Raw genomic sequence first — 24,670 nt, 5'->3', positions numbered from 1 at the left:
TAAATATACCTTTTTTCCAAATAATTAAGTGACATTCTCTATCGCTTCTCATTCTCTAGAACTTTGCCCGAATTTATCTCCGGAACATTATTGCCTCCTTAACCATGATCCATTTTTTCTAAAACTTGTAATATGAATGCACAAAAAAGTGCCGCCGTCTTTCCAAGACGCGGCACTTTCGCTTTTCCCCACAACGTTCAACTACGCTTCTCCAACGGCAGCCATTCCAGCACGCGCTGGATCTTCTTATCCCAGTAGCCCCAATCGTGATCGCCCGGCTCTTCCTCGTACGTCAGGTCCAGCCCCAGATCGCGGGCATGCGCGAGGAAGCGCTGATTGTCCGCGTACAGGAAATCCTCGGTCCCGCAGCATTGGAACAGCTTTGGCGCCGCCGCGCCGGATTGCTTCAGCCGCGTCGCCGCCGCCAGCAGATCGTCGTCGCCGCCTTCCGCCGCGTCGCGGTCGCCGAATACGTTCGCGTATTCGCGCCGAGCGAGGGGCGCTTCGTCCGCATCAAGCGTCAGAATGTCCAGCGCGCCGGAAAGGCTGGCGGCCGCCGCGAAGCGGTCGGGACGGCGCAAGCCCAGCTTAAACGCGCCGTAGCCGCCCATGGACAACCCTGCAACGAACGTATCTTCGCGGCGGTCGGACAGCGGGAACAGCGTCTGGGCGATATGGGGCAGTTCTTCGCTGATGAACGTCCAATACGCGTAGCCTTGCTTCATATCCGTGTAGAATCCGCGATAAACGGTCGGCATGACGACGGCCAGATTCATCCCGCTGACATACCGCTCGATCGACGTCCGGCGCTGCCAGATCGTATGGTCGTCCGACAGACCGTGCAGCAGGTATAGTACCGGGTACTTCTCTCCTTGTCCGATCGTGCCGTTCTGCTTGGCTTGATGAAAGCTGCGTTCGGGCAGGATCACGTCCATGGAGACGGACAAGCCGAGCGTCTCCGACCCGTAATTGCAATGAATAAGCGCCATCGAATCAAAACCTCCTGTAACCGCTGTCTTCTCCTCCTCATCGTAATGGATGCGCGGCGGGTGCGCAACCGTCGGTTTGGCGGATGCCGCGATTGGCAATGCTAGGGTCCGACGGACCTCGCTTTGAGACCACCAACATCAAGGAGTTGGAACAACGACGATGACGAAAAAAATGGCGCTCCTGCTGGCGCCTCTGATGCTCGCGGTTTGGCTCGTGCAAGCTGCCGCGGCGGGCGAAACCCACGCGCAGCTCCGTTCGCAAGCGAACGCAACAGGCGATGGCCTAGCTGGACATGCAGCCGCAAAGGCCGACACTCTCCAAAACGCTCCGGATCCGCGCCCGGCGCCGGCGCCTTCGAGCCCGCAAACGGCTCCCCTTCGGCTGACGGTCGTGCAATTCGTCGATATCCGTACGGGCTGGACCCTCGGGATGGGCTCCGACCAAGCCGCGACAACCCGCATTTGGCAGACCAAGGATGCAGGCCAACGCTGGCGATCCTATCTCGTGCCTGGGGTGGAGCAGGCGGCTTTCTCGTTCGGCGACCGCAAACACGGCTACGTCGTCGGTCTTCAAAATTGCGGAACGCAAAGCGGGGAAACCGTCTGCGGCCGGTTTGCCATTTTGCACACCGACAACGGCGGCGCCAAGTGGGGAGAACAATACGCGGACGCTTACGCCGACCCGAGCGGGGCCGGCATCGAGGTTCAGGCGCTCAATGCGAAGCAGGCGATCGTCCGCGCCGGCTCGCGGATCCTCCGCAGCGACGACATGGGCCGCAACTGGATGGATGTCTCCATCCCGGACAAGCAGGCTTCTCCCTACCGCCTTTCGTTCGTCTCCCCGGATACGGGCTACGCGGTCGGCCGGATCGGCGGCGCTTGTCCCGCGCGGGGCGCGGTTCCCGCGGAGCCGAACGCCGATTGCCGCACCGCGATCTGGCAAACGCGGGACGGCGGAAGCCACTGGTCCCGCCTGTCTTCCGCCCCGAACCTGAGCGGCGAATGGTCCCCCGTCGACATCCAGTTTACCGATGCGAAGATTGGCTTCGCGTTGTTCGCGAATCCCGACACCCATGCGGCTCAACTGTACGCCTCGGAGGACGGGGGCGCCGCATGGAAGCTGCGCAACGACAAGCTTCCGGGCATTCGCCCTTACCCCGTCAAGCTCGATTTCGCGGACCCGGCAATCGGCTGGATTCCGCTCAGCGTCGGCGCCGGCCCGGTCGAAGGCGGACTGATGCGCACCGGCGACGGGGGCCTCACGTTCTCCAAAGCGCCGGACGCGCGGCTCGTCAGCGTGGAGGACAGCGACTTGATCCGTCCCCGCGAAGGCTGGGTCATCGCCATGAACCCGGACCGTCCCGAGGGCCGGCTGCTGCTCCATACGAGCGACGGCGGCGCCGTCTGGCACGACCGGACGCCGATGCCGTAAGGCGGCTCGCCCGGCCATTTCCCGGCTTTCCGCAGCAACGCCACTCAGGCATCCCCCCGCGCTCCGACGGAGGGATGCCTTTCTTCTGCCGTTCTGCCATACCCCGACCTTCTATACGGTCAATCCGATGCCGATCAGTCCGATGATATCGCCATTCCCCTGCGCGCCATCAAGCCCCTCACTTGGCCGGCCTGAACAGCTCTCCGATCGCCCCTACGCTGCCAAGCGATTCGACCGCTTTGGACGGCAGGAACACTTTGTTGGCCGGTCCTTTGGCGATTTCGGACAGCGCTTCGAACGACTTGTACGCCAGCACGTTCTCATCCATATCCGCCGCGCGAAGCAGCTCGATCCGCTGCTTTTCCGCTTCCGCGATTGCCTGGATCGCCTTCGCCCGGCCCTGCGCTTCGAGCTCTTGCGCTTGCCGGAGGCCTTCCGCTTCGCGGATGCGGGCTTCCTTGTCGCCTTCGGCCTTCAGAATCTTGCTCTGCTTGTCGCCCTCCGCCCGGAGAATCATATCCTGCTTGGCGGCTTCGGCTTCCAGGACGATCGCGCGCTTGCTGCGCTCGGCCTTCATCTGCTTATCCATCGCGTCCTGGATGTCGGACGGCGGCTTGATGTCGATTACTTCCACGCGTTCGATGCGCACGCCCCACTTCTCAGTCGCTTCGTCCAGGGCAAGTCGAATCTCGGTCGAGATGCGCTCCCGCCCGGACAGCGTTTCGTCGAGCTCGAGCTTGCCGATGATCTGGCGCAGCGTAGCGGTCGTGATGTTGCGGACGCCCGACACGTAGTCGGAGATGCCGTACGTCGCTTCCTCCGGCGCGACGACCTGGTAGAAGATAATCGTGTCGATCTGCACCTGCACGTTGTCCTTGGTGATGACGGTTTGCGGGGGCACGTGCGCCTGCTGGATGCGAAGATCGTGGTACAGGCGTACGTAATCAACGAACGGGACGAGGACGTTTACGCCCGGGGTCAGCAGCCGATTGTACTTGCCGAGCCGCTCGACGACGCCTACTTTTTGCTGCGGAACGATTTTGAGCGAGAATCCGACAAAGGCGACTGCCAGCACAATGACGACGATCGCGATCACCAGGCCCATCTACGCTTCTCCTCCCGTTCTTCTCGCGACTTCCAGCGTGGTCGTACCCCGCTTCAGAACGACGACCGTTTCGCCCGCCGCGATCCGTTCTCCGGCACTCGCGCTCCAGGTCTCGCTGCCGATCCGGACGATCCCCGGATTGCCGGGGGCGATCTCCTCCACGACGACGCCTACCATGCCGACCAACTCTTCGATCGCATCCCGGTATCCCGGGCCTTTATGCCAACGGCCGGTGAGCCGCCTGGCGAATACGGCCAGCACGACGGCCACCGCAGCCGCGGCGAGATACGGCCATAGCCCGCCCCCGTCCGGCGCGAGCCCGGCGACGAGCGCGCCTGCTAGCGCGCCTACGCCGAGGCAGAGCAGATAAAACGTGAGCGACACCATCTCCAGAATGACGAGCGCGATGCCGACGATGAGCCAAATCGTCCATGCTTCCAAGCGGGGGCTCCCCTTTCGTGCGTGGACATTCTTCTACGATTATATGCGGGCGGACGAGCTGGACAGTACAGCGGTTGCAAAGAGGCGAAGGCGCCGGCCCAAGGAAGCCCTATTCAACGCAAAAAGCCCGCCGAGGCGGGCAGAGTTTCGTTCCATCTTGATCTATGAGGGCGTTAAGCGTACCAGTAGCCGGTCATGCCGCGTTCGAGACGCATGAGCGCTTCCAGATAGAAGTAATCGCCCCATATCGTCAGATCGTCCGGCGAAAAGTTGCCGAGCACATGATAGGAGCCGCGCTTGATAAAGCCTTCCCGGCCGTCGTCCCCGATCGTCGCATAGTGGCGGACGAGCGACGTCATGGAGCGTTGCAGCCCTTCTTCCAGCAGCCCGCGGTCCGGGTCCGACGCTTCGAGATGGCCGAGCAGCTCCAGAATGCCGGCCGACGCGATCGCCGAGGCGGAGCTGTCCCGGTAGGTCTCCGCGTTCACCGGCGCATTGAAATCCCAATAGACGACGCCGTCTTCGGGCAGCCGCTCCAAAAAATACTTGGCCAGCCGCTTCGACGTCTCGAGATACAGCGGATCGCGCGAATAGCGGTACGAAAGCGCAAAGCCGTAGATCCCCCAAGCTTGCCCGCGTGTCCAGGTCGAGCCGTTCGTGTAGCCCTGGTGGGTGTCGCCGCCGATCGGCTCCCCCGTTTCGGGCTTGAAGTGGAACGTATGGTAGGAGGAATCGTCGCCCCGCACCAGGTAGCGCCGGCTCTTGTCGGCATGAACGATCGCCGTGCGGCGGTAGCGCTCTTCACCGGTCTGCTCGTACGCCCAGTAAAGAAGCGGCAGGTTCATCAAGCAGTCGATGATGATGCGTCCGCCATTGACGGGGTCGCCTTCCGGTCCCCAAGCCTGAATGTATTGTCCCTTCTCGCGGAACCGCGACATCAGCTTGTCCGCGGCGTCGAGCGCCAGTCTGCGGGCGGATTCGTCCTTTTCCACGATCCACTGCGCCTTAGCCGACAGCGAATAGAGGAAGCCGATATCGTGATGATCGAGCGCGAGATCGCCCGCCAGCCGCTGCCGGAAGCTCTCCACCGTGCGGGCCGCCGCCGACCGGAAAGCCTCGTCGCCGCTGTATTGATAGGACAGCCAGAGGATGCCCGACCAAAAGCCGTCCGTCCAATCGGTATTCGGATTCAGGTTCGTCGAGTACCGCCGGCCCCCTTCGCCGTCCGTGCTGACATGCGGGAACGCGTCCCCGAACAGGCCGATGTTGCGTCGCGTTTTGCCCAAGGCGTCTTCGATGGCCGCCGACCAATGACTCATCTCGATCTCTCCCTTGCGTTTCGATAGTGGATGGATGTTCTACCAAGGATTATAGTAGGTTCGTTCGAATATGTATAGTTATGTTTCTTTTCGTTCGTTTCTAATTTTTGAAAAGGAGCGCGAAACCCGCCCAAACCGCAAAAAAAGCCGCCGCGAAAAAGGCTTTCGCAGCGGCAGTGTCCGTTAGTCTGTATATGGATTAATAATAGTCGCGCAGGTCGATTTTTTGGCCCGTCTTCGCGCTTTCGATCGCGCCCAGCACCATCGCCATGCTCTTGATGTTGTCCCGGCAGTCGGTCTCGGCGCGCCGTCCCTCCGAGAGGGAGGCAAACATCTCGTCCAGACAGCCGTGATGCCCGGACCGCCCCTGCCATTCGAAAGCGGCGGACACGGTCGTCAGATCGCGGTGGAACTTGCCGTCTTGATCGCCGGGCGCCACGATTTCCGCATAGGGCGCGCCGCGGCCGTCCCAGATCGCCGTTCCCCGCTCTCCGGTGACGCGCCATTCGGACTCCCACGACGTGTGCGCCCCTTCGGCGCACCAGGAACCGCGGTAGCAGAAGACGGAGCCGTCCGACAGCTCGTAGATGCAGATGGCGGCAGCATTGCCGGCGTACCAGGAGCCCGGAGGATTGAACTCATGGCAGTAGACCGAGACTGGGTCGGCGCCTGTGACGAACCGGGCTTGGTCGAACGTGTGGATCGCCATATCGAGGATCAGCGGGCTGTCCATCGCGTCCCGGAAGCCGCCGAAATGGGCGCCGATGAAGAAATCCGCGCCGATGTACCCGACCTTGCCGATCGTCTCAGAGGCGATCAGGCCCCGCAGCGCGCGAATATTGGCGTCGTATCGGCGGTTCTGCATGACGGCGAACGATCGGCCGGTCTCGTCCGCGATTCGGATCAGCTCGCGCGCCTCCGCCATCGTCGCGGCCATCGGCTTTTCCCCGAATACATGGCTGCCCGCCCGCAGCGCCGTCGAGCATACCGTAAAATGGCTCGCAGGGATGGTTACGTCGAAGACGACATCCGCGCCCGTGTCCGCGATGGCTTGCGCCAGATCCGTATAAATCCCTGCGGAGCCCAGCCCGTACCGGTCCGCCATGGCCTGGGCGAATTCCGCCTTGATGTCGACCAGAGCGACGATCTCCGCATCCTCCCGCGCGATCGCGTATTCGACCCACGTACGGGCCATGCCGCCGCATCCGGCGACGACGATTTTGTAGGTGCTCATGGGCAACCTCCGTTCGATTTTGAGATCCAGTTCCGTATCCGTCGTCGATTGCGCCGCGTCAGACCGGATTCGGCACGAAGTCTCCTCCGCGGCAGCGCTTAAGATAGTTCAAGGCGTGCACTTGCCCGGTCATTTCCAGCTCGTCCTTGTAGACGGGGTCGTGCCAGCCTTCGATGTCGATCGTTCCCCGGTATCCCGCCTGGCGCAAAATCGTAATGACGTCCGACCAGTTCGTATCGCCGAAGCCGGGCGTTCGATGCCAAACGAACTCCTTCGGCCCGTGCACCCCGTATTCCCGCACGACGTCCCAAGCGATCGTGGCGTCTTTGCCGTGCACGTGGAACACTTTGTTTACCCACTTGCGCAGCTGCGGGATCGGATCGATCAAGCTGACCATCTGATGGCAGGGTTCCCATTGAAGACCGATATTGTCGGCTGGAACCGCGTTGAACATCATCTCCCAGGCCGTCGGGTTGTGCGCGATGTTCCAGTCCCCGCTCTGCCAGGTGCCGCCCATGTCGCAATTCTCAAAGGCCAGGCGCACGCCCTTGTCCGCCGCCCGGCGGGACAGCTCGCCGAATACTTCGGCGAACTTCGGGATCGACTCGTCGATCGGACGGCCCGGGATCCGCCCCGTAAATCCGGCGACCAGGTCGGTGCCGAACAGGTGCGCGTGATCGATGAGGCGCTCCCAGCTCGCGAGCGTATCGGCGTTGTCTCCTTCTCCGGTGAGCGGATTGCCGAACACGCCGAGGCTGGAAATGACGATGTCCCGGTCGCCGATCGCCTCGCGGACCCGCTTCGCCGTTTCGGCGAGATCCGCCGAGCCCGTCGACTGCCAGTAGGTGAGCGAAAACGATTCGAAGCCGTGCGGCGCGATCTGCGGGATGACGCGGGCGGCATCGTGACCGCCGACTAGGGTGCCGATTCGAAGCTTTGAGGTCATGGTTGAAGACCACTCCTATATTAAGCTATATTGGGGAAGACAACCCGATTATAGCGCGATTTTACCGGTCGATCTCTATACAATCTTGTGGTTTTGTAGCCCGATCTTGCGCTGAATGGAGGTCTCGCAATGACGCATCCGAGCGAGCTGAGGGAGAACACTTGGCTCAATATGGACGCCTATCCGCTGAACGTGTTCCGCAATCGCTGCCCGGCCGGCGCCAAAGGCCGCAACGCCCTTTATTTGCACTGGCACGATCATTTCGAGCTGATCTACGTAGTGCGCGGCCAAGCCGTCTTCCACATCGACAGCCAGCCTTACGAGACCGAGCCGGACGATCTGCTCGTCGTCCCGTCGGGAGCGCTGCATGTCGGATACGCCTCCTCGGAGGACGAGATCGAATATTTGTCGATCGTCTTCAACCGCTCGCTGCTCGGCGGCCTGCCGCTCGATCCGGCGCATGACAAGTTTCTGAGACCCTATCTGGAGGGTCACCTGCGTTTCCCGGTCAAGCCGGAGGGTACGCCGGAGGAGCGCGCGCTTTTCCGCGAGCCGGTGCGCCGTTTGGTCGAGGAGTTCGAAAGCAAGCCGCGGGTTTACGAACTGGCGGTCAAAGCCCATCTGTACCTGCTGTTTACGATGCTGTCCCGGACCTACTTGCCCGAGCGCGTGGCGGACAGTCCCCCGGGCGCAGGCGGAAAACGCATGGACCGGTTCAAGCAGCTTATCCTCCACATCGAGTCCCATTATGCGGACAAGCTGACGGTGAACGAGGCGGCCAGGCTCGTCAATTTGAATCCGTTTCACTTCTGCAAAATGTTCAAAAGCGCCACCGGCCGCACGTTGATCGATTACGTCAATCATCACCGCATGAGCGTGGCTGAACGGCTGCTCGGCGAGGGGGAGTTGACCGTCACCGAGGTGGCGGAACGCGTCGGCTGCGGCAACCCCAACTACTTCACGAAAATGTTCAAACAGTACAAGGGCCGCACCCCTTCCCAGGCGCGTCGGTCGGACTAGGGGGGGCGGCGTGCTCGTGGCAAAATGTAGGTAGTTTACATACGCTCTTTGGCGCGATCCCGGCACTTTTGGCAAATGTAGGTAGTTTACATACGCTCTTTGGCGCGATCTCGGCATTTGGGGCAAATGTAGGTAGTCTGCATACGCTCTTTGGCGCGATTCCGGCATATAGGGCGAATGTAGGTAGTTTACATACGCTCTTTGGCGCGATCCCGGCACTTGGGGTGAATGTAGGTAGTTTACATACGCTCTTTGGCGCCCGTCATGGAAGGGGTCACTCGCGGAAGGCTTGGATCATGGCGGCGTCAGCAACCGGAAGGAGATACATCCCCCAGCAACTCCATCGTCCATAAAAAAGGAGGGGCTATCCCGGCGCCATGAAAATGACGATCGGGACAACCCCTTCTCCCATTGTTCTTCCTGCGGTTAGCATATTTCCGCTTTCGCCCTTCCTCCGCTCAGTGCGCCGCCGCGCGATCCTTGCCCTTGTCGGATTCGCCGGCGTTTTTGTTCGCGGCTTCGCGGTCCTGCTGCATCTCCTCGACCGTCTTCACCTTGAGGCGCGCGGCGCCCCGGTATCCTTCCCGGGTCGGCAGCAAGTCGCCGGACGCGAGACGGGCTTTCGCTTCGGCAATGGCCGGGCCATACTGCGGCAGCCACCGCTCCTGCGCGACGAGCATCTCGTCGACCATCTGCCAAATTTCCTTCGGATTGCACACCGCGCCGACGAGCGGATCCATCATGAACGCCTGGCGAAGCAGCTTGTCGTCGCCGGTCACGGCCGCTTCGACGGCGAGGCGCTGCACCGAAATGCTGACGTTGCAGACGGCGGCCGGGCCGAGCGGCAGATCGCCGATGCGCGGCATCGATACGCCGTTGCGGTCGACGTACCCCGGCGCTTCGATGACGGCGTCCGCCGGCAGATTCGCGATGACGCCGTCGTTCACCACGTTGAAGTGGCCGCGGTAGACGCGCCCGGTCTCTAGCCCCTCGATGATATAAGAGCCGTGCTCTTGACTGCGCTGCGAAGCTTCGTACTTCAGCGCCGGATCCTTCATCCAGTTCGGGAAGTCCGTCTCGAACCAATTGCGTCCCTCGGTGCAGACGCGAAGATAGCCGCCCGTCTCGCCGTTGATCCAGCTGCCGAGATCGATCCATTCCTGAATCTCGTCCGGGCGCTTGCGGTACCACGGCACGTATTCGCTCAGGTGGCCGTTGGACTCCGTGCTGTAATAGCCGAACCGCCGCAGCATGTCGATGCGCACCTTTTCCGTACGGCTGAAGTCCTCGTGCTGCTCGAACGCCTCCAACAGCTTCCCGGTCAGGTCTTCGCCATTGTGGCGGATCTGAATGTACCACGTCTGGTGGTTGATGCCCGCGCAGACGATGTCCACGTCCTTCATCTCGAGGCCGAACGCCTGCGCGATTTGCCAGTGGCCGCCCTGCACGCCGTGGCACAGGCCGATCGTCCGCACGCCCCCGTACTTGTTGCACGCCCACGTGAGCATCGCCATCGGATTGGCGTAATTGAGCAGCGTCGCGTCGGGAGCCGCCATCTCGCGGATGTCCTTGCAGATGTTCAGCATCTCCGCGATGCCACGTTGGCCGTACATGATGCCGCCTGCGCACAAGGTGTCTCCGACGCATTGGTCGACGCCGTATTTGAGCGGAATGTCGACGTCCGTGGCAAAGGCCTCCAAACCGCCGACGCGAATCGTGCAAATGACGTATTTGGCGTCCTTCAACGCCTCTCTGCGGTCGGTCGTGGGCTGAATGACGATAGACAGTCCGTTTTCCCGGATATCCCGCTGGCACAGCTCCGTCACCATGTCCAGGTTATGTTGATTGATGTCCGTAAACGCAACTTCGACGTCGCGGAATTCGGGTACGCTGAGCAGATCCCGCAGCAGTCCGCGCGTGAATCCGATGCTCCCCGCACCGATGAATGCGATCTTGAAAGACATGGTCCGATCAACCTCCGTCTGGTTTGGGCTTCTCCCCCATTGTAATCGCAGCCGGACGGAAAGCGTGATCAAGATCGTGACTTCCTGGAAAGGGTAGGTGTCAACTATCGCAGCTTGTTACGGTTCGTCCGGCCAGCTCTGCGTCGCGACGGATCGGCGAAACGAAACGGGCGTCCGCCCCGTATACTTCTTGAACAACACGTGGAAATACTGCCGGCTCGCCACCCCGACGTACCCGGAGATGTCGGCGACCGGGATGTCCGTGTGGAGCAGCAGCATTTTGGCTTTCTCCATCCGGTGGGCGGTCAAGTATTCCGTCAGCGTCTGGCCCGCATGCGCCCGGAAGATGCGCTGCAGATAGCTTGGATGCAGATTTACCGCACCGGCGACGTCCTTCACCTGGATGTCCCGGTCGTAGTTCTGCTGCATGAACGCCATCGCTTGGCGGACGTACCAATCCGACGCGGGAACGCCGCTCGCAAGCTGCGCCGAGCGCAGACGCGCGACCCGAACGAGCAGCTGCGCGAACAGCAGCTGCGCCAGCATGCCCGCTTCGGCCCGCTGCGCGTCCAGCTCCAGCACCAGGCTTTTGAGCGTATGGTACACTTCGTCCGGGTCGCTCAGCACGAGATACGGGTCGGTCGCCCGAAACAGGTCGACGAGCGCCGCGTCTTCGGCCGCCAGCTCCCGGAGCGACGGCACGACGCCCCTGCTCGCGGTTTGGCCGAACTCGACGTTCAGCATCCGGCACGTCTTGTCCACCTGCAGCCGATGGGGCACGTTCGCGTTCAGGATGATGAACTCGCCTTTTTTGAGCGGAACGGATTCGTGCTTGCCCGGGCCCGTGTGCAGCGCGACGCGGCAAGAGTCCGACATGACATACATGATCTCCGTCGAATCGTGCGTATGATAAGCCATGTCGTAAGCCGACCATTGCTTGAAATAGTAAGCGTGAACGCGGGGGCGGTACTCCCCGTCCAGCCACCCCGCGTGGAACAAACCTCCGCCGTTCGTCATTCGCCGTCTCTCCTCCAGGGCCTTTTCTTCCGGTATGCTGTCCCCATCATAAGCCATGTCCGGACGAAGTGGAACAGACCGCCCGAATCACGTATACTAAGATCACGGACATTCGACAGAAGGTGACTCTTATTCATGGATGAGGAATTGAAGCAAGCTTATGCTGTCCTAGGCCTTTCTGAAAACGCAGACAGAGAACAATTGGAAAACCGCTATTACCTCCTCGTCCGCAGAGCCCGCGCGCAGAAGATGCGCGAAGGCGGGGATCAGTCCGGCGCCGAGCGCGTCGACGAGGAAGCGATCAGCCGCGCTTACCGCTTTATCAAGGACTACGAGGAATCGAAAGCCAAGGCCGAATTCACGGAGCAAAACTACGGCAAGTACAAGAAAATGGCCGGACGCGCGCAGAAATGGGATCATTTCCTGCACTACTACAAATTCCATATCATCGGCGCCATCATCCTCTTGATCGCGATCGGCTACGGGATCAAAAGCTACGTCGACCATCGCCACGAGCAAGCGGAGCTGGCCAAGCTGCCGCCCGCCAATCTTGCCGTCATGTTCTACGGCAATTATTTCTACGGCGACGGTCTCTCCCCGGACACCAAGCCGCTGGCCGAGGACATTCTGAAGGAGTTCCCGGACTGGCAGCGCGTGCTGGCGGAGCTGACTTACGTCCCTTCGGATACGAAGAGCGAGCAGGATATCGCCCTCCTGCAGAAAAGCATGCTCGTTCTCATGACCGACAAGTCGGACCTGTACATCATGGACAAGGCGAACTTCGCCAAGCTCGCCACCCAAGGCGCTCTCCAGCCGCTGGACGACAAGAGCGGAATCGAGCCCGCCCTGGCCATGAAGGCGAAGACCGAGGAGGACACCTCCGAGCGGGTGTACGGCGTGGATCTGTCGGGCACGAAGATGGCGGAGGAGCTCGGCTTGCACGGTACGGAGTTCGTCGCCGGCATTCGCGTTTCCGCCAAGCATCCGGACGAGGCGATGACGTATATCCAGCATTACGAAGCGAAAAAGTAACGCAAGTAAATCCGGCTTTGCCGTCTTTCCAGACGGCGACATACCGAAAAAGCAGGCCCTCGGGCCTGCTTTTTCGATCTCTGACGCTTTCGCCTCATCGGCACCGCCGCCATCCGCTTTTCGCGAATATCGCATTCCGGCAACGCCGGCCGGCGCTTGCATCGGGCATCCACCTATGTCAATCCATGGTTACAAATCCAATGCGTCCGGGTAAGCAATCTATACTTATGTTTATCCCAACCGGTTCAGGAGGCGATCATCATGTTCGTCCATGGCAAACGCATCGGCCGGCAGTTGTTCGTGAAAACCCGCTCCGGCCGATGGCTGCAGCTCAAATCGTTTCAGCCGCGCTGACGCTCAGGTCTCGCCGCGCCCCAGCTTGCCGAACAAGTCCCGGAACACGCCGTCCCGGTGCACGTACCGCACGCAGCGGATCGGGTGCCGGGACGCGTCCTGCCCGCCCCAACGTCCGTCTTCGGTCAGGACGGGGCTTGGGACGATCTCGCTGGGCGTCCAATCCTCGTTCGCGAGGTAGGCGATCGTCGATATGTCCCAGATGACGCGAGAATAGGCAAAATGGTCGGCGCTGCACCGTTCGAACGTATCGTACAGATAACGGCCGACCGGTCCGCGGTCCCGGACGTAATCCCGCACCTCGGACAGCGTCGTGGCGAGATGAGAGCTGACGCCCATGCAGGGGATCAGGACGAGCGGAACGCCGCTGTCCAGCACGACGCGGGAAGCGTAACGGTCCTGATCCATGTTGAATTCGCGCGTGTCCGGCCAGTGCAGGGCGTGTCCGCCCAGCCAGACGACCACGATGCGCTCCAGAATCCGCGGCTCCAGCAGGATGGCCGACGCCACGTTCGTGATGGCGCCGATCGCGACGACGTAGAGCGGGTCGTCCTCCGGCGAAGCCATCGCCCGGGCGACGAGATCCCGCGCGGCTTCGCTGTCCACGGGCGTATCCGCTCCGGGCAGGTACGTCTCCGAACCGCGCAGCCGCGGCACCTCCGCCATTTCCGGCAGCAGGCCGGCGATCTTCTCCAGCTCCCGATAGCTTTTCTCCATCCCGTCCTTCGGGCCGTCCGACAGCTCGTTGTGAAAGGGCGCCGCGTAAAAAGCTTCCACCCGAACCCGCTCGGGCGAGCGCATCGCGTAGATGACGGCGAATTGGTCGTCGATCTCGTTGAAGGTATCGGTGTCGAGCACCATCCGCACGGCGCGGTACGGATGCGCGAGCCGCGCGAGCAGCCGTTCCGGCGGCAGCTCCGAATAGGGAATCGCCACGCTTGTCTCCTCCTTGGGCGAACGGACCCGACAGCGCTTGCAAGCCGGCGATCCGTCTTCTATGATTTGGTTAACGATACCTCCATCATAGCGGACGGAGCGCTTTTTGTTTTTTACGTTTCGGCGTTCATTTTTCACGATCTGGCGCTCCTCCGCCCCGATGCCGCCAGGAGGCGATTCCGATCCAAGCCCAACTGGACTTCCTGTTCGAAGCCCGTCACGCGCCCGGCAGCGCCGTCGCGCTTCACCGGCACGGCTGCCACGAACTCGTCTACTACGCGCGGGGAACCGGGCGGACGCGCATCGGCGATACCGCCTATCGCTACGCTCCGGGCACCTACGCGCTGATCGCGCCAGGCGTCCCCCATGACGAACGCCGCGAGGCAGCGACGGACGTCGTCTGCGTCGGCTTTTCGCTGCCGGCGGAGACGCCGGCGCCGCCGCGCACCGGCTTGCATGCGCCCGCCGATCCGTCCGCGATCGCGAACGCGCTGTCCCTGTTGCTGGAAGAGATGCGCGCAAAAGCGGCCTATTACGAGAATCAAATGAACCTGCTGGTCGGCCAGCTGCTGATCGCGCATCTGCGACTAGCGGGCGCCGAGCCGCCTGATCGGCCGGACCGGCGGCTCGCCTACGCCCGCAACTACCTGCACGAGCACTACAACGAGAAGGTGTCGATCGAAGCGCTTGCCGGCATGGCCGGCTATAGCTACCATCATTTCCGCCACCTGTTCCGCCGGCACTACGAACAGTCCCCGATCCAGTACCTGTTCGGCATCCGCCTCGAGCAGGCACGCCAACTGCTGCGCCACACCGAGCTGTCCGTCTCGGAGATCGCGAGACGCTGCGGCTTCTCGACAGATGCCCAATTCTGCACGATGTTCAAGCGGGAGACCGGCGAGACGCCGCTTGCCTTCCGCCGCTCTCCCTTCGGCAGCCGCCTGTTCAAGCCTGTTTAGCGCGTCCGGCATCCGGTGGACGGCAGGCGTCCGCTCCACCTCCCCCGGTGCGCCCGCGGCTCATCTTTCCTCCCCTCCCGGGTTCCTCCTCCGCCCCCGGTTATTCCCATCATTAAGATCATCTCAAATTTTCATATCTTATTTTCCTCCCATGCTATACTTGCCCCTGTATTCCCAATTCGATCTATCCCAGGAGGAAACGATGAAAACCAGACAAACTTTGCGCAAAATAGCAATAGGTGCCGCCTGCTTCGCCATCTTCGCAACCGCAGGAGTCGTAGCGGAGCCGCGCGGCGCCCATGCCGCCACCTCCTCGACCGTTAAAGCGGCGGCGACCGCATCCCAAAAAGCGGACAAGCTCATCGCCTTCGCCAAATCGACGCAAGGCAAAGTCCGTTATAAATTCGGGGTCAACAGCCCCAGCACGATGACATTCGATTGCTCCTCCTGGACCAAATACGTATTCGCCAAGCAAGGCATCTCCCTCAAGTGGGGCACGAAGGCACAGAGCAAGCAGGGCACCTACGTGGCCAAGAGCAATCTGAAAAAGGGCGATCTGATTTTCTTCAGCGTGAGCAAGCCCGGTCAAATCAATCATGTCGGCATCTACATCGGCAACGGGCAATTCATCCACAATACGACGGGTTCGAAAAACGGCGTCGTCATCGGCAACCTGAATTCGGGCAATTATCCGAAACGGTACATTACGGCACGCCGCGTCCTCTAATGAACCGGCCGCCTCGTGTGCAGGCAGGAAATTCGGTGCCGGAAAGCGAATGAATTTCGGTAACGAATTTCAACCCTGCGAGGTGTACGCACATGACGACCGCTCCCAAGACCGCGCTGATCGTCGTCGACGTCCAAATGGCGATGTTCACGTATGAAGGCTTCAAGCTGCACGACGAGCAAGGCGTGCTTGGACGGATTGTTCGTCTAATCGGACTGGCCCGAAAAGCCGGCACGCCTGTCGTGTTCATCCAGCACACGAGCCAAGACGAAGGCGACGAATTTCTCGAAGGGTCTGCCACTTGGGCGCTTCATCCCGATCTGGGCGTCGCACAAGATGATATCGTCGTGAAAAAGACGGTATGCGACGCCTTCCACGAGACGTCCCTGCAAGCCGTCCTGCAAGAGCTCGGCGCGACGAGACTCTTGATCGTCGGCATGCAGACCGACTTCTGCATCGACACGACGACGCGACGCGCCTTCAGCCTCGGGTACGACACGGTGCTCATCCGAGACGCGCACAGCACGTTCGACCGCGGCGCGCTGACTGCCGAGCAGATCGTCGCCCACCACACGAGCGTCCTCGGCAGCGGTTTCGCCCGCTTGCAGGCGGCGGACGAGATCGCGTTTTAACCGGCTGCGGCCGGACCGTTTCATTCTTCCGGATTCGGGTATATAGCACTATCCCATCGATTCGGAGGTTCGTTATGCCACTGGCTTTTCTGTTCGTGCTCTGTCTGACGGACATCGTCGCCGCGGCCGCGATGCTCGCGACGAACGCCAACTCGGGCATCGGCATCACGATGATCGTCGCCGGCTGTCTCGTCTCGTTCGCCGGTCTCGTCTACGCCGCCCGCCAGACTCCGCAAAGCCGCCGCGCGCGCTGATCCGGCCCGCCGTTTCCGGCCCGCTCGACGGCTACGCCCGTTCGGATGCAGCATCCTCCCGATGCGCTTCGGACGGGCTTTTTGCGGATTCGCCGCCGTGACGCCTATGGGCGGGTCCGAAAAGTTGGCGCTTCGGCAGAACCGTTTGTCCGCTTGCGCGTATACAAGGGAAAGACTGTCACTCCAGATGCCAAGAGGTGTGCCGATTGAACAAATGGCTCCGCGCGATCCTATACCTGGTCGTATCCGTGTTCCTGACGCGGTTGATTCCGTTCTCTTCCTTTTTCCGCAACCTGGATACGATGATTCACGAATTTTCCCATGCCCTGGTCGCGCTGCTCGTCTCCGGTCGGGTGCTGCGAATCGAGCTGCATGCCGACCATAGCGGCGTCACCTATACGCTCGTGCCCACCGACTGGGGGCAGCTGCTTGTCTCACTGGCAGGGTATGTCGGCGCTTCGCTGTTCGCGCTGCTTTTGTTCGCGCTCTATCGCAAGCAGCAGCAGAAGCTAGGTCTGGGCCTCGTCACAGCTATCGCGCTGCTCATGCTGATCCTGTACGTCCATTCGGGCTTCGGTGCCCTGTGGCTCGCAGGCTTCATCGCGCTGAACGTCCTGGCCTTCTTCGTGCGCCCCGCATTTCGCAATTTCTATTACCTGCTGCTCGCCTTCCTCAGCCTCGAAGAATCCGCGATGAGCCCGGTTTCGCTGGCGATCATGGCCTTCCAGGACGGATCCCGCGCGGGAGACGCCTCGAATCTGCAGCACTATACCGGCGTGCCGGCGCTCGTCTGGGGAATCGGCTTCACCCTTTTCGCGCTCTGGTGCGTGACGATGGCGCTTCGCGCCTTTCTCGGCGAGAAAGGAAAACGCCGCTCGGCGTCCCTCACGGCTTAGGGCGAGCGGAGCCTAGCGGGCTCGCCCAAAACCAAAAAAGCTTCCGAGACCGCGATCGGCGGGAACGGAAGCTTTTTTGGCGTTGGGCAAGTATCGTTTGCTAGGCCTTGATCTCCCGCAGCACCTCGAGCAAAAAGCGCCACGTCCGCTCGACGGAGGCGATGCGGAACCGCTCGTCGGGCGTGTGGATGTCGTACAGGTCGGGACCGTACGAAACCGCGTCCAGACCGGGGATGCGGTCCGCGAGAATGCCGCATTCGATGCCGGCGTGAACCGCTTTGACCTCCATCGGCCGCCCGTATTCCCGCAGGTAGACGGCCTGGAACAGATCGCGCAGCTTGGAGTCGACGCGATAGGGCCATCCCGGGTAATACTCGCCCGCCTCGAAGCGGCAGCCGAGCGCTTTCGCCGTCGCCTCCATCCGGGCGACGACCGCGTCAAGCTCCGAACGGAGCGAGCTGCGCACGAGGCTCTCGAACCGGACGGCGTCCGGAGTCGTGGCGACGATGCCGACGTTGGTGGACGTTCGCGGCAATCCGGGGATCGCTTTGTCCATTCGGAGGACGCCGCTCGGGACGAGCAGCAGCGAGTCGATCGCCGCCTGCTTGGACGGTTCGGCGAAGACGCGCCGCTCTTCCTCCGCCTGCCCGTCGGACGGAACGGCCGCGAATTCGACGCGGACGTCCGGATCGGCTAGCGCGAATTCCTCCCGGAAGATCGCTTCCCACGCCGTCACGGCCGCTTCCGCTGCGGCGCGAAACTCCCGGGCGATCGCGATCCGCGCCTCCGCTTCGCGCGGAATGGCGTTCGACGCGAGACCTCCTTGCACCCGCGCAAGCGAAAAGGGAACCTTGCGCCGCAAATCGTCGAGCACCCGGCCGAGCAGTTGGCACGCATTGGCCCGTTCGTGGACGATATCGTCGCCGGAGTGTCCGCCGATCAATCCGGCGATCCGGATCCGGCAAATCGGCTCTTCCGCGGCGCCTTCCGCCCATTCGACCGGCACCGTATGATAGGCCCGCGCGCCGCCGGCGCTGCTTACGTAGACGATCCCCTCCCGGTCGGAGTCTAAGTTGATCATCGTTCTCCCCTTCAGCAGGCCGACGTTGAGCTTCCGTGCGCCCTTCATCGACGTTTCCTCCTCCGTCGTCAGGAGGATCTCCACTTCGGGGTGCGCTGCGTCCTTCGCATCCAGCAGCGCCATGGCGAACGCGACCGCGAGTCCGTTGTCCCCGCCGAGCGTCGTGCCGTGCGCGGTCATGAACTCCCCTTCCACCACCAGCTCGATCGGATCGCGGAGAAAGTCGTGGTTCACCCCTTCGCGCTTTTCCCCGACCATGTCGAGATGCCCCTGCACGATGACCGGCGGCACGCTTTCGTAACCCGGGGAAGCGGGCTTGCGGATGACCAGATTGTACGTCTCGTCCTGGACGGCTTCGCAGCCGCGTTCCCGCGCGAACCGCGCCACGTAGTCGCTGATCTCCTTCTCGTGACCGGAGCTCCGCGGGATGGCCGACAGCGCTTCGAAGTATCGGATGACCGGATTATCGCCTTGATAGACGCGTTTGTTTGCTTCCGTCATGGGTTTCACCTTCTCTTAGGTTTTGGCGCGCGACCGCTCCCATTGGTCGATCCACGTCCGCGCGTATTCCATAAACTTGCGGGCCGCCGGGGAAATATCCTTGACCGCCTGCATCGCCATGCCGAGCGTCCGGCAGCTCCCGTCCTCAAGCGGGATGAGCGCCAGATGATGCTGATGCGCCTGCAGGACCATCTCCGGCAGGACGCTGACGCCGAGCCCGTTTTCCACCATCGCGATGATGGCCCGGTCGTCCGCCGCCTCGTATTTGATCTTTGGCTGCACACCCGCCTTGCGCAGGACCCGCTTCACGTCGTAGTCGGACCCTTCCTTCGGCATGACGAAGTCCTCCTCCGCCAGCTCCGCGAAGGTGACCGCCTCCCGCCCGCTCAGCGGATGATCCTTCGGCACGAGACACAGCATCCGGTCTTCGCTGAGCGGGATCGCGTCGAAGCCGTCGCGCGTCGGCAGCGAGAGGAAGCCGAAGTCGATCTGCCCGTCCCCGATCCAATCCTCGATTTCCCGGTAATCTCCTTCATAGAGCTTAACCTCGACCGCCGGATAATCGCCGCGGTACCGCTTGATAATGCCGGGCAGCCAATGAACGGACACGCTCGTAAACGTGCCGATGCGCACCGTCCCGATCTCCATGCCGTGCACGGCGGCCACTTCCTGCTTCAGCTGCTCGTTCCAATTGACGATTTCGCGGATCGACTTGATCACGCGTTCTCCGTTGGCGGTCAGCTTGACCCCCGATCGGCTGCGGGTGAGCAGACTGAAGCCGAATTCCCGCTCCAGGCTTTGGACGGCGTGACTGATCCCCGATTGGGTAAACCCCATTACCTCCGCCGCCCGCGTCAAATTGCCCGTTTCCACCACTTTGAGCAGCACTTCGTACTTGGCGAGGCTCATCGCAGCTCCTCTCCCGTCCCGGCTCGAGATTATGAACAGTTCTCATGGATAACATGACAAACATTCGTTTTTCTTATACTTACCACGCTTGTAATATATAGCAGTAGCGATTGATTAGCAACCTCGAAGGATGATTATACCGCATGAAACCGTTCAAAGCCGACATGTTGATGCTCCTGGTGACGCTGTTCTGGGGAAGCTCCTATTTGTTCATGAAAATGGGGGCGAGCGATCTCGGCGAATTCAATCTGGTCGCCCTCCGTTTCGGATTCGCCTTTCTGATCGCCGCACCGTTCTTCGCCAAGCGTCTGCGGAAGACCGACTTCCGCACGCTGCGCTTCGCCGCCCTGCTGGGCTTGCTCCTGTTCGGCGTCATCTCGTCCGTCCTGTTCGGCTTGCGGTCCACGACGACCTCGAACGCCGGCTTCTTGGTCAGCTTGACCGTCATCTTCGTCCCGATCCTGAGCTTTTTCTTCCTAAAAAAGCGCATCTCGGGACGGCTGCTGGCCGGCGTCGTCCTCGCCATCGCGGGCATCGGCCTCATCACCTTGCGAATCCCGATGCGCCTTAATCCGGGCGACGCGCTCTGCGCGTTCGGCGCGCTCTGCTACGCAATCCATATTCTCGTTACCGGCCGCGCTGCCCAAGGAAGCGATACAGTAAACCTCGGTATCTGGCAGCTCAGCTTCGCAGGCTTGTACGGCCTCGTGTTCTCCTGCCTGTACGAGACGCCCGCGCTGCCGGGGACGGGCAAGGGTTGGTTCGCCGTGGTCATGCTCAGCGTCTTCTGCAGCGCGCTCGGTTACATGCTGCAAACGATCGTGCAGCAGTACACTTCGCCTACGCGGTTGGGCCTCATCTTTGCGCTCGAGCCCGTGTTCGCCGCGCTGTTCGGGATGCTGTTCGAGCATCAGCGTCTGTCAGCTTCAGGCTACGCGGGCGGCGCGCTGGTTCTGCTAGGCGTCATCGTCTCCGAATGGCGGCCGAAACGGGCCGGCCCTCGCCGCGTCAAGCTCGACCGCAAGGGCCTGCGTCCGCCAATCGCCGCCAGGCGCCTGTAGGACAACGAGGCTTCGGCCGCCCAGTAACGTCATCATTCCATTACGAAAAAGGAGCTGTCGTCTTCGGCAGCTCCTTTTTGCGATCCGACTTCTCCTTCCGCAACGCTTTTTTCTCTTATTGTCGGAAAAGCGCTCCCGTCTGCATCCAAGCTGCACCGTCACCGTGGCGATTCGAAAATCGGGTCGGCATTCGCCCATGCCAAAACCTAGGCGTTCGCATAACTTATACGGAAACGAATATCCCGAGGAGTGAATGCCATGCAAGCTTACCCTGCCATGCACATCCAGACCGTATCGCTGGTCGATCCCTATGTCGTAGAAGCGCTAAGGCGCTTGATCGGGCGATGTGTCGTCTTCGAGACGACGCGCGGCAGATTGGAAGGAACGATCTTGGATGTCAAGCCGGATCATGTGCTCGTCCAGCTCCACTCCCACCAGGCATGCTTGCGGATTGCCGAGATCGTCTGGACGATGCCGATCTAACCCGGCGCACCGGAACTGCGGACAGCAGTTCCTTTTTTATTGTACATACGCCAATATTGGCCTTCTTCCGCGGAACAATCAAGGACCACATGCGTATGAACTGGAAAAGGAGCTGACGCGCATGTTTTTATTCGCCATTCTCTTCATCGTCATCGCGGTCGTGAATATCATTTACCCCCGGTTCGGCTGGTATATGCGGTACGGCTGGGCGGTCAAAGGCGATTCCGAGCCCAGCGAGGGCTACTTGCTGTTCAGCCGGATCTGCGGCATCATCGTGCTGCTCGTGTTTCTCTTCGTCGTCCTTCCCTCCTGGAGCTAAATCCCGGTTGGCTTCGGCACGTTGCTTGCCGCTGCCGAGTCACACGGCTTCGCCACCCATCACCCCTCACCCCTCACCTCGAATCCGATAAATCGTCTTCGATTCCCGCACGGACAGCGGGATACGAGAGCCCCGCTTTCCGCGGCGGTCCGCGGTCGGGATCTTGTCCAATTCGCCGCCGTGCAGGTAGGCCAGCTCGACGTCCGACAGCATGTACGTCACGACCGGTCCGGTCCCCGCCGACACTTCGCCTCTCCGATTCGGCACCGGATAGCGCATGAGCGTCACTCCTTCCGCAATTCATTCGTTAGTGAGTAGCCCTATATTATTCTATTTGATTAATTTTAAACAAATAGCATGATCAGCAATAACGGGCTATTACTCTAATAGATGACAGTCTTTCCTCCAAAATTCTCCTATTTGCTTAAAATCGCTTCAATACAGCCTCGAAAAGCCTCATAAAACCTCCAACTCGGCACCCAAACTCGGCCTTCGGATTGATTTTTAATCATATAGATGATAATCTGACGATAGCCGCAAGAGAGAGGAAGGATCCGTACGTGGAAGGATACGCGCGAATTAGGAGCATTCGGCGGGAGATGAATCTAAGCGGGACCGAAGTGGCAGACAAACTTGGCATTTCTGCGCAGTTCTATTACGATATTGAAAAGGGCAAGAAAAAGCTGAGCGCGGACAACGCCGTTCAGCTGGCGGACGTGTTCGGCGTCTCTTTGGATTATTTGCTGGGCAAGACCGACGCCAAGGAGCGGACGGTCCGGCCTTCCATCTCGGGCGAAGCGCTGTCGGCCCGGGAAGAGCGCGACATCGGGAGGAAGCTCGAAGCGATGATGAACGAGCTCGAGAGCGATACGGCGCTAGCATTTCACGGGGAGCCGATGGACGAGGAAGAGCGGGAGCTCATGCGGATCTCCTTGGAGAATACGTTGCGATTATCCAGGCAGATGGCTAAGAAAAAGTTCACCCCCCGCAAATACCGTCAGTAACCGGAGGACTTGGGATGGGCTATATACGCGCTGAGGTTCACCTGCTGATCCAATCGGCAGGCACTAGCGACCCTCTAGAGATCGCAGCTCAGAAGAACATCCTGGTTCTCTACGAGAATCTTGGAACCAACATCTGGGGGTACTTCACGAATGCCAACCGCATTCCGATGATCCATGTGAACAACAAGCTGGACGAAGTGGCCGCCCGATTTACCATTGCCCACGAGCTGGGCCATTACGCGCTGCACCCGAAGCTGAATACGCCCTTTCTGAAGCACAACACGCTGCTGTCCGTCGACCGGATCGAACGGCAGGCCAACCTGTTTGCCATGCATCTCCTGACGATCGGCCGCATGCCCGAAGCCGACGCGACGCTGGCATCCTTTCTGAGCCAGTGCGGCATCCCCGAGGAGATTCACAAGCTCTACCGCTAACGCCCGTTTTCATGCTTCAGTCGTTTTTTCGTATCGCATGCTCCCGGGAGCATGCGTTTTTTTTGCGTTTCAGTCCCTCTCTTCCGTCCAGCCTTCTTCCTGCAAAACCAAACGGCAGGCTTGGATCCCTCTGCGTTACTGATACAGGTGAACGGGTCAGTAGCAGGGGCTGCATTTAAAGCAAGGCAGCCCCTGTTTGCATGCCCTCTTTCTTCTCCTTCTGCTTTAGTGTCGCGTTGAATACCAGTTCAACACTCGTAAGGCGCGTAGTGTGTTCCACCGGCTCGGTCGGCCCTCGCCCTCGTCGATCTCGACCGGCATCACGCCGGGATACCGGGTCTCAAGCGGCCACCTTCCATCGCAGTCGCGCTTCGACGCGACCAGTTCGATCGCTTCGGTTACCCTCTCGTCGGGCGTGACGCCGGCGCTGCGCAGGTAGTCGAGCCCCCGCAGCACGTCGTAATGCCACCACGTCGGGAAGGCGAAGCGCGTCCACGCCGCGTCGCCCTTACGATCTCGCTCGATCACCTCGCCGGTCGATCGCCGCCGGAACAGTCGTCGCTCGAGAAGGTACTCCTGTCCGCGGAGGCGAGCTTCGATCACTGCCGGGCTGCCCCCACCAGCCCGTTCGTACAAGAGCAGGGCCTCCAACACGCAGATCGTGGTGTTGAATGAGGACCGTGTCGAACCATTTGCCGCCTCGCAATTCCATCCGCCGTCGGGTAGCTGCTCGCAGAGCAGCCGGTCGACGATGCCCCGGACATCCTGGCCGAAATAGGCGCCGACCGCTCCCACTTGCCCGTTGATGCAGGGCTCCACCTCACCGACGAAGAAGGGATTGCCGTCGTAGGCCGGGGAACCTTGCCAGGTCACGCGGTCACCGACCAAGCGCACAGCACGACGCGCCTGGTCGCTCGCGGGATCGAGACCCATGTCCCGCAGCAGCATCAGGACGTGCATCGTGGAGTTCCACCCACGGTTCCACGCCGAGCCGCCCCACCGGCCGTCAGCCCCTTGGAGCGCGAGCAACCGCATACCTAAGCCTTCGGTGGCGACCCGCGCGCGCTCGGCCGCGACCTCCCCTGCGGGCGCTCCGGTTAGGTCCCGCATCACTTGCCAACGGATCGAAGGGTCAGAGTCAAGCAGCCATTGGATGACCGATGTCTCCATTTGTTGTTCCCCCGTTCTTTGGGAAAAGAAATTTTCACATTAACTTATCAATCAGCTTAATGACGCATCGTCGGTCTAATACTTACTATTCTAGTCTAGTATTTCGCTTCCCTATAACAACAGATTCGACAACAAAAAATATTGCCAAATTACGCTGTCCGCCACCACTTTCGCAGTGAACGTCCAATAGCCCCCGCCTGGCGGCGGGAGCAGACATTGGCTTATCTGTTGCTTCTAATTCATCATTCGGCAATCCGCATCACGAGCGGAGATTGTCATGTTCTACTCTTCGCTGCGCGGCCACTGAGGGTGCCGTGCACGCCGGCAGTCTGCCCCCGCGCCATCGTTCCTGGATAGGATGGCCTGCGATAAAAACGCGATAGCGAAGGTTATATAAATCGAGTAAGAGGGGGCGACTAACCCCCGTCTTCTCACACCACCGTACATGCGG

The 24,670-nt window shown here is 61.0% G+C and carries 27 protein-coding genes and 1 pseudogene; 15 read left to right on the top strand and 13 right to left on the bottom strand.

Annotation, left to right across the window (positions count from 1 at the left end; translation table 11 throughout):
- Nucleotides 1–197: 197 nt before the first annotated feature.
- Entirely contained in the window at nt 198–989 is a 792-nt protein-coding gene (locus LKX83_RS20815) for an alpha/beta hydrolase (RefSeq protein ID WP_227884489.1), read from the bottom strand.
- A gap of 160 nt (nt 990–1,149) precedes the next feature.
- On the opposite strand from LKX83_RS20815, the gene LKX83_RS20810 reads away from it, so the two are divergent.
- Nucleotides 1,150–2,421, top strand: a complete 1,272-nt coding sequence (locus LKX83_RS20810; protein ID WP_227884487.1) for a WD40/YVTN/BNR-like repeat-containing protein — start codon at nt 1,150–1,152, stop codon at nt 2,419–2,421.
- A 178-nt stretch (nt 2,422–2,599) separates the two neighbouring features.
- On the opposite strand, the gene LKX83_RS20805 is transcribed toward LKX83_RS20810, so the two are convergent.
- The 5 genes from LKX83_RS20805 to LKX83_RS20785 form a co-directional block, all read right to left on the bottom strand.
- Nucleotides 2,600–3,526 (bottom strand): SPFH domain-containing protein, encoded by a 927-nt coding sequence (locus LKX83_RS20805; RefSeq protein ID WP_227884485.1) that lies wholly within the window; start codon nt 3,524–3,526, stop codon nt 2,600–2,602.
- Complete coding sequence (locus LKX83_RS20800) at nt 3,527–3,967, bottom strand: NfeD family protein (protein WP_227884483.1); 441 nt, start codon at nt 3,965–3,967, stop codon at nt 3,527–3,529.
- A gap of 173 nt (nt 3,968–4,140) precedes the next feature.
- A complete protein-coding gene (locus LKX83_RS20795; RefSeq protein WP_227884481.1) occupies nt 4,141–5,286 on the bottom strand; it encodes a glycoside hydrolase family 88 protein in 1,146 nt (381 codons plus the stop codon).
- A 199-nt stretch (nt 5,287–5,485) separates the two neighbouring features.
- Complete coding sequence (locus LKX83_RS20790; RefSeq protein ID WP_227884478.1) at nt 5,486–6,520, bottom strand: Gfo/Idh/MocA family protein; 1,035 nt, start codon at nt 6,518–6,520, stop codon at nt 5,486–5,488.
- Nucleotides 6,521–6,578: 58 nt separating this feature from the next.
- Nucleotides 6,579–7,466 carry a sugar phosphate isomerase/epimerase family protein gene (locus LKX83_RS20785; RefSeq protein ID WP_227884475.1) on the bottom strand — a complete coding sequence of 296 codons (888 nt, stop codon included), beginning with the start codon at nt 7,464–7,466 and terminating at the stop codon, nt 6,579–6,581.
- A gap of 129 nt (nt 7,467–7,595) precedes the next feature.
- Here LKX83_RS20785 and LKX83_RS20780 point away from each other — a divergent pair, with 129 nt between their 5' ends.
- Nucleotides 7,596–8,486 (top strand): helix-turn-helix transcriptional regulator, encoded by an 891-nt coding sequence (locus LKX83_RS20780; protein WP_227884474.1) that lies wholly within the window; start codon nt 7,596–7,598, stop codon nt 8,484–8,486.
- Nucleotides 8,487–8,554: 68 nt separating this feature from the next.
- Nucleotides 8,555–8,839, top strand: a complete 285-nt coding sequence (locus LKX83_RS20775; RefSeq protein WP_227884472.1) for a hypothetical protein — start codon at nt 8,555–8,557, stop codon at nt 8,837–8,839.
- A gap of 105 nt (nt 8,840–8,944) precedes the next feature.
- On the opposite strand, the gene melA is transcribed toward LKX83_RS20775, so the two are convergent.
- Nucleotides 8,945–10,450, bottom strand: coding sequence for an alpha-glucosidase/alpha-galactosidase (gene melA / locus LKX83_RS20770; RefSeq protein ID WP_227884470.1), 1,506 nt, complete (start codon nt 10,448–10,450; stop codon nt 8,945–8,947).
- 117 nt (nt 10,451–10,567) lie between these two features.
- Nucleotides 10,568–11,467, bottom strand: coding sequence for an AraC family transcriptional regulator (locus LKX83_RS20765; RefSeq protein ID WP_227884468.1), 900 nt, complete (start codon nt 11,465–11,467; stop codon nt 10,568–10,570).
- Between the two features lie 135 nt (nt 11,468–11,602).
- Between LKX83_RS20765 and LKX83_RS20760 the strand changes: the two genes are divergently transcribed.
- Nucleotides 11,603–12,499, top strand: coding sequence for a J domain-containing protein (locus LKX83_RS20760; RefSeq protein ID WP_227884467.1), 897 nt, complete (start codon nt 11,603–11,605; stop codon nt 12,497–12,499).
- A gap of 357 nt (nt 12,500–12,856) precedes the next feature.
- Here LKX83_RS20760 and LKX83_RS20755 read toward each other — a convergent pair whose 3' ends face one another.
- Nucleotides 12,857–13,789, bottom strand: coding sequence for a nucleoside hydrolase (locus LKX83_RS20755; RefSeq protein WP_227884466.1), 933 nt, complete (start codon nt 13,787–13,789; stop codon nt 12,857–12,859).
- 176 nt (nt 13,790–13,965) lie between these two features.
- On the opposite strand from LKX83_RS20755, the pseudogene LKX83_RS34455 reads away from it, so the two are divergent.
- From LKX83_RS34455 to LKX83_RS20725, 6 genes and pseudogenes are all read left to right on the top strand, one after another.
- Nucleotides 13,966–14,247: pseudogene (locus LKX83_RS34455) on the top strand (cupin domain-containing protein); the annotation flags it as partial.
- Nucleotides 14,248–14,334: 87 nt separating this feature from the next.
- Nucleotides 14,335–14,748: a helix-turn-helix domain-containing protein gene (locus LKX83_RS20745; protein WP_227884465.1), complete on the top strand. Its 414-nt coding sequence runs from the start codon at nt 14,335–14,337 to the stop codon at nt 14,746–14,748.
- Between the two features lie 202 nt (nt 14,749–14,950).
- On the top strand, nt 14,951–15,475 hold the full coding sequence (locus LKX83_RS20740) for a C40 family peptidase (RefSeq protein ID WP_227884464.1): 525 nt from the start codon (nt 14,951–14,953) through the stop codon (nt 15,473–15,475).
- A 92-nt stretch (nt 15,476–15,567) separates the two neighbouring features.
- Complete coding sequence (locus LKX83_RS20735; RefSeq protein ID WP_227884462.1) at nt 15,568–16,107, top strand: cysteine hydrolase family protein; 540 nt, start codon at nt 15,568–15,570, stop codon at nt 16,105–16,107.
- Between the two features lie 74 nt (nt 16,108–16,181).
- Complete coding sequence (locus tag LKX83_RS20730; RefSeq protein WP_227884460.1) at nt 16,182–16,361, top strand: hypothetical protein; 180 nt, start codon at nt 16,182–16,184, stop codon at nt 16,359–16,361.
- Nucleotides 16,362–16,567: 206 nt separating this feature from the next.
- Nucleotides 16,568–17,257 carry a M50 family metallopeptidase gene (locus tag LKX83_RS20725; protein WP_227884458.1) on the top strand — a complete coding sequence of 230 codons (690 nt, stop codon included), beginning with the start codon at nt 16,568–16,570 and terminating at the stop codon, nt 17,255–17,257.
- A gap of 100 nt (nt 17,258–17,357) precedes the next feature.
- On the opposite strand, the gene LKX83_RS20720 is transcribed toward LKX83_RS20725, so the two are convergent.
- A complete protein-coding gene (locus LKX83_RS20720; RefSeq protein ID WP_227884456.1) occupies nt 17,358–18,839 on the bottom strand; it encodes an aminoacyl-histidine dipeptidase in 1,482 nt (493 codons plus the stop codon).
- A gap of 15 nt (nt 18,840–18,854) precedes the next feature.
- Nucleotides 18,855–19,748 (bottom strand): LysR family transcriptional regulator, encoded by an 894-nt coding sequence (locus LKX83_RS20715; RefSeq protein WP_227884454.1) that lies wholly within the window; start codon nt 19,746–19,748, stop codon nt 18,855–18,857.
- 143 nt (nt 19,749–19,891) lie between these two features.
- On the opposite strand from LKX83_RS20715, the gene LKX83_RS20710 reads away from it, so the two are divergent.
- The 3 genes from LKX83_RS20710 to LKX83_RS20700 all read left to right on the top strand — a co-directional run bounded on the left by LKX83_RS20710 (nt 19,892) and on the right by LKX83_RS20700 (nt 21,611).
- Complete coding sequence (locus tag LKX83_RS20710; protein WP_227884453.1) at nt 19,892–20,809, top strand: DMT family transporter; 918 nt, start codon at nt 19,892–19,894, stop codon at nt 20,807–20,809.
- Nucleotides 20,810–21,067: 258 nt separating this feature from the next.
- The gene (locus tag LKX83_RS20705; RefSeq protein WP_227884451.1) at nt 21,068–21,292 is read left to right on the top strand and encodes a DUF2642 domain-containing protein; all 225 of its coding nucleotides are present in this window, start codon (nt 21,068–21,070) and stop codon (nt 21,290–21,292) included.
- A 121-nt stretch (nt 21,293–21,413) separates the two neighbouring features.
- Nucleotides 21,414–21,611 (top strand): DUF6199 family natural product biosynthesis protein, encoded by a 198-nt coding sequence (locus tag LKX83_RS20700; RefSeq protein WP_227884449.1) that lies wholly within the window; start codon nt 21,414–21,416, stop codon nt 21,609–21,611.
- A gap of 66 nt (nt 21,612–21,677) precedes the next feature.
- On the opposite strand, the gene LKX83_RS20695 is transcribed toward LKX83_RS20700, so the two are convergent.
- Nucleotides 21,678–21,890, bottom strand: a complete 213-nt coding sequence (locus LKX83_RS20695) for a hypothetical protein (RefSeq protein WP_227884447.1) — start codon at nt 21,888–21,890, stop codon at nt 21,678–21,680.
- Between the two features lie 281 nt (nt 21,891–22,171).
- Between LKX83_RS20695 and LKX83_RS20690 the strand changes: the two genes are divergently transcribed.
- Together LKX83_RS20690 and LKX83_RS20685 are read left to right on the top strand one after the other, a co-directional pair.
- Nucleotides 22,172–22,615: a helix-turn-helix domain-containing protein gene (locus LKX83_RS20690; protein WP_227884445.1), complete on the top strand. Its 444-nt coding sequence runs from the start codon at nt 22,172–22,174 to the stop codon at nt 22,613–22,615.
- A gap of 14 nt (nt 22,616–22,629) precedes the next feature.
- On the top strand, nt 22,630–23,049 hold the full coding sequence (locus LKX83_RS20685; RefSeq protein ID WP_227884443.1) for an ImmA/IrrE family metallo-endopeptidase: 420 nt from the start codon (nt 22,630–22,632) through the stop codon (nt 23,047–23,049).
- Nucleotides 23,050–23,274: 225 nt separating this feature from the next.
- Here the strand turns inward: LKX83_RS20685 and LKX83_RS20680 are convergent, their stop codons facing one another.
- A complete protein-coding gene (locus LKX83_RS20680) occupies nt 23,275–24,219 on the bottom strand; it encodes a hypothetical protein (protein WP_227884442.1) in 945 nt (314 codons plus the stop codon).
- Nucleotides 24,220–24,670 lie beyond the last annotated feature (451 nt).

The sequence above is a fragment of the Cohnella baijiui genome (assembly GCF_020731285.1).
Lineage (GTDB): Bacteria > Bacillota > Bacilli > Paenibacillales > Paenibacillaceae > Cohnella.
Note: the sequence above shows the minus strand (reverse complement) of the source record. Positions and strands in the feature narration are given on the sequence as shown.

What these genes read in the sequence shown, in the direction of transcription:
- LKX83_RS20790 (WP_227884478.1), bottom strand. Translation starts at nt 6,520, where the DNA reads ATGAGCACCTACAAAATCGTCGTCGCCGGATGCGGCGGCATGGCCCGT.
- LKX83_RS20695 (WP_227884447.1), bottom strand. Translation starts at nt 21,890, where the DNA reads ATGCGCTATCCGGTGCCGAATCGGAGAGGCGAAGTGTCGGCGGGGACC.
- LKX83_RS20715 (WP_227884454.1), bottom strand. Translation starts at nt 19,748, where the DNA reads ATGAGCCTCGCCAAGTACGAAGTGCTGCTCAAAGTGGTGGAAACGGGC.
- LKX83_RS20760 (WP_227884467.1), top strand. Translation starts at nt 11,603, where the DNA reads ATGGATGAGGAATTGAAGCAAGCTTATGCTGTCCTAGGCCTTTCTGAA.
- melA (WP_227884470.1), bottom strand. Translation starts at nt 10,450, where the DNA reads ATGTCTTTCAAGATCGCATTCATCGGTGCGGGGAGCATCGGATTCACG.
- LKX83_RS20810 (WP_227884487.1), top strand. Translation starts at nt 1,150, where the DNA reads ATGACGAAAAAAATGGCGCTCCTGCTGGCGCCTCTGATGCTCGCGGTT.
- LKX83_RS20700 (WP_227884449.1), top strand. Translation starts at nt 21,414, where the DNA reads ATGTTTTTATTCGCCATTCTCTTCATCGTCATCGCGGTCGTGAATATC.
- LKX83_RS20710 (WP_227884453.1), top strand. Translation starts at nt 19,892, where the DNA reads ATGAAACCGTTCAAAGCCGACATGTTGATGCTCCTGGTGACGCTGTTC.
- LKX83_RS20815 (WP_227884489.1), bottom strand. Translation starts at nt 989, where the DNA reads ATGGCGCTTATTCATTGCAATTACGGGTCGGAGACGCTCGGCTTGTCC.
- LKX83_RS20740 (WP_227884464.1), top strand. Translation starts at nt 14,951, where the DNA reads ATGAAAACCAGACAAACTTTGCGCAAAATAGCAATAGGTGCCGCCTGC.
- LKX83_RS20745 (WP_227884465.1), top strand. Translation starts at nt 14,335, where the DNA reads ATGAACCTGCTGGTCGGCCAGCTGCTGATCGCGCATCTGCGACTAGCG.
- LKX83_RS20785 (WP_227884475.1), bottom strand. Translation starts at nt 7,466, where the DNA reads ATGACCTCAAAGCTTCGAATCGGCACCCTAGTCGGCGGTCACGATGCC.
- LKX83_RS20730 (WP_227884460.1), top strand. Translation starts at nt 16,182, where the DNA reads ATGCCACTGGCTTTTCTGTTCGTGCTCTGTCTGACGGACATCGTCGCC.
- LKX83_RS20735 (WP_227884462.1), top strand. Translation starts at nt 15,568, where the DNA reads ATGACGACCGCTCCCAAGACCGCGCTGATCGTCGTCGACGTCCAAATG.
- LKX83_RS20685 (WP_227884443.1), top strand. Translation starts at nt 22,630, where the DNA reads ATGGGCTATATACGCGCTGAGGTTCACCTGCTGATCCAATCGGCAGGC.
- LKX83_RS20720 (WP_227884456.1), bottom strand. Translation starts at nt 18,839, where the DNA reads ATGACGGAAGCAAACAAACGCGTCTATCAAGGCGATAATCCGGTCATC.
- LKX83_RS20795 (WP_227884481.1), bottom strand. Translation starts at nt 5,286, where the DNA reads ATGAGTCATTGGTCGGCGGCCATCGAAGACGCCTTGGGCAAAACGCGA.
- LKX83_RS20705 (WP_227884451.1), top strand. Translation starts at nt 21,068, where the DNA reads ATGCAAGCTTACCCTGCCATGCACATCCAGACCGTATCGCTGGTCGAT.
- LKX83_RS20765 (WP_227884468.1), bottom strand. Translation starts at nt 11,467, where the DNA reads ATGACGAACGGCGGAGGTTTGTTCCACGCGGGGTGGCTGGACGGGGAG.
- LKX83_RS20780 (WP_227884474.1), top strand. Translation starts at nt 7,596, where the DNA reads ATGACGCATCCGAGCGAGCTGAGGGAGAACACTTGGCTCAATATGGAC.
- LKX83_RS20805 (WP_227884485.1), bottom strand. Translation starts at nt 3,526, where the DNA reads ATGGGCCTGGTGATCGCGATCGTCGTCATTGTGCTGGCAGTCGCCTTT.
- LKX83_RS20680 (WP_227884442.1), bottom strand. Translation starts at nt 24,219, where the DNA reads ATGGAGACATCGGTCATCCAATGGCTGCTTGACTCTGACCCTTCGATC.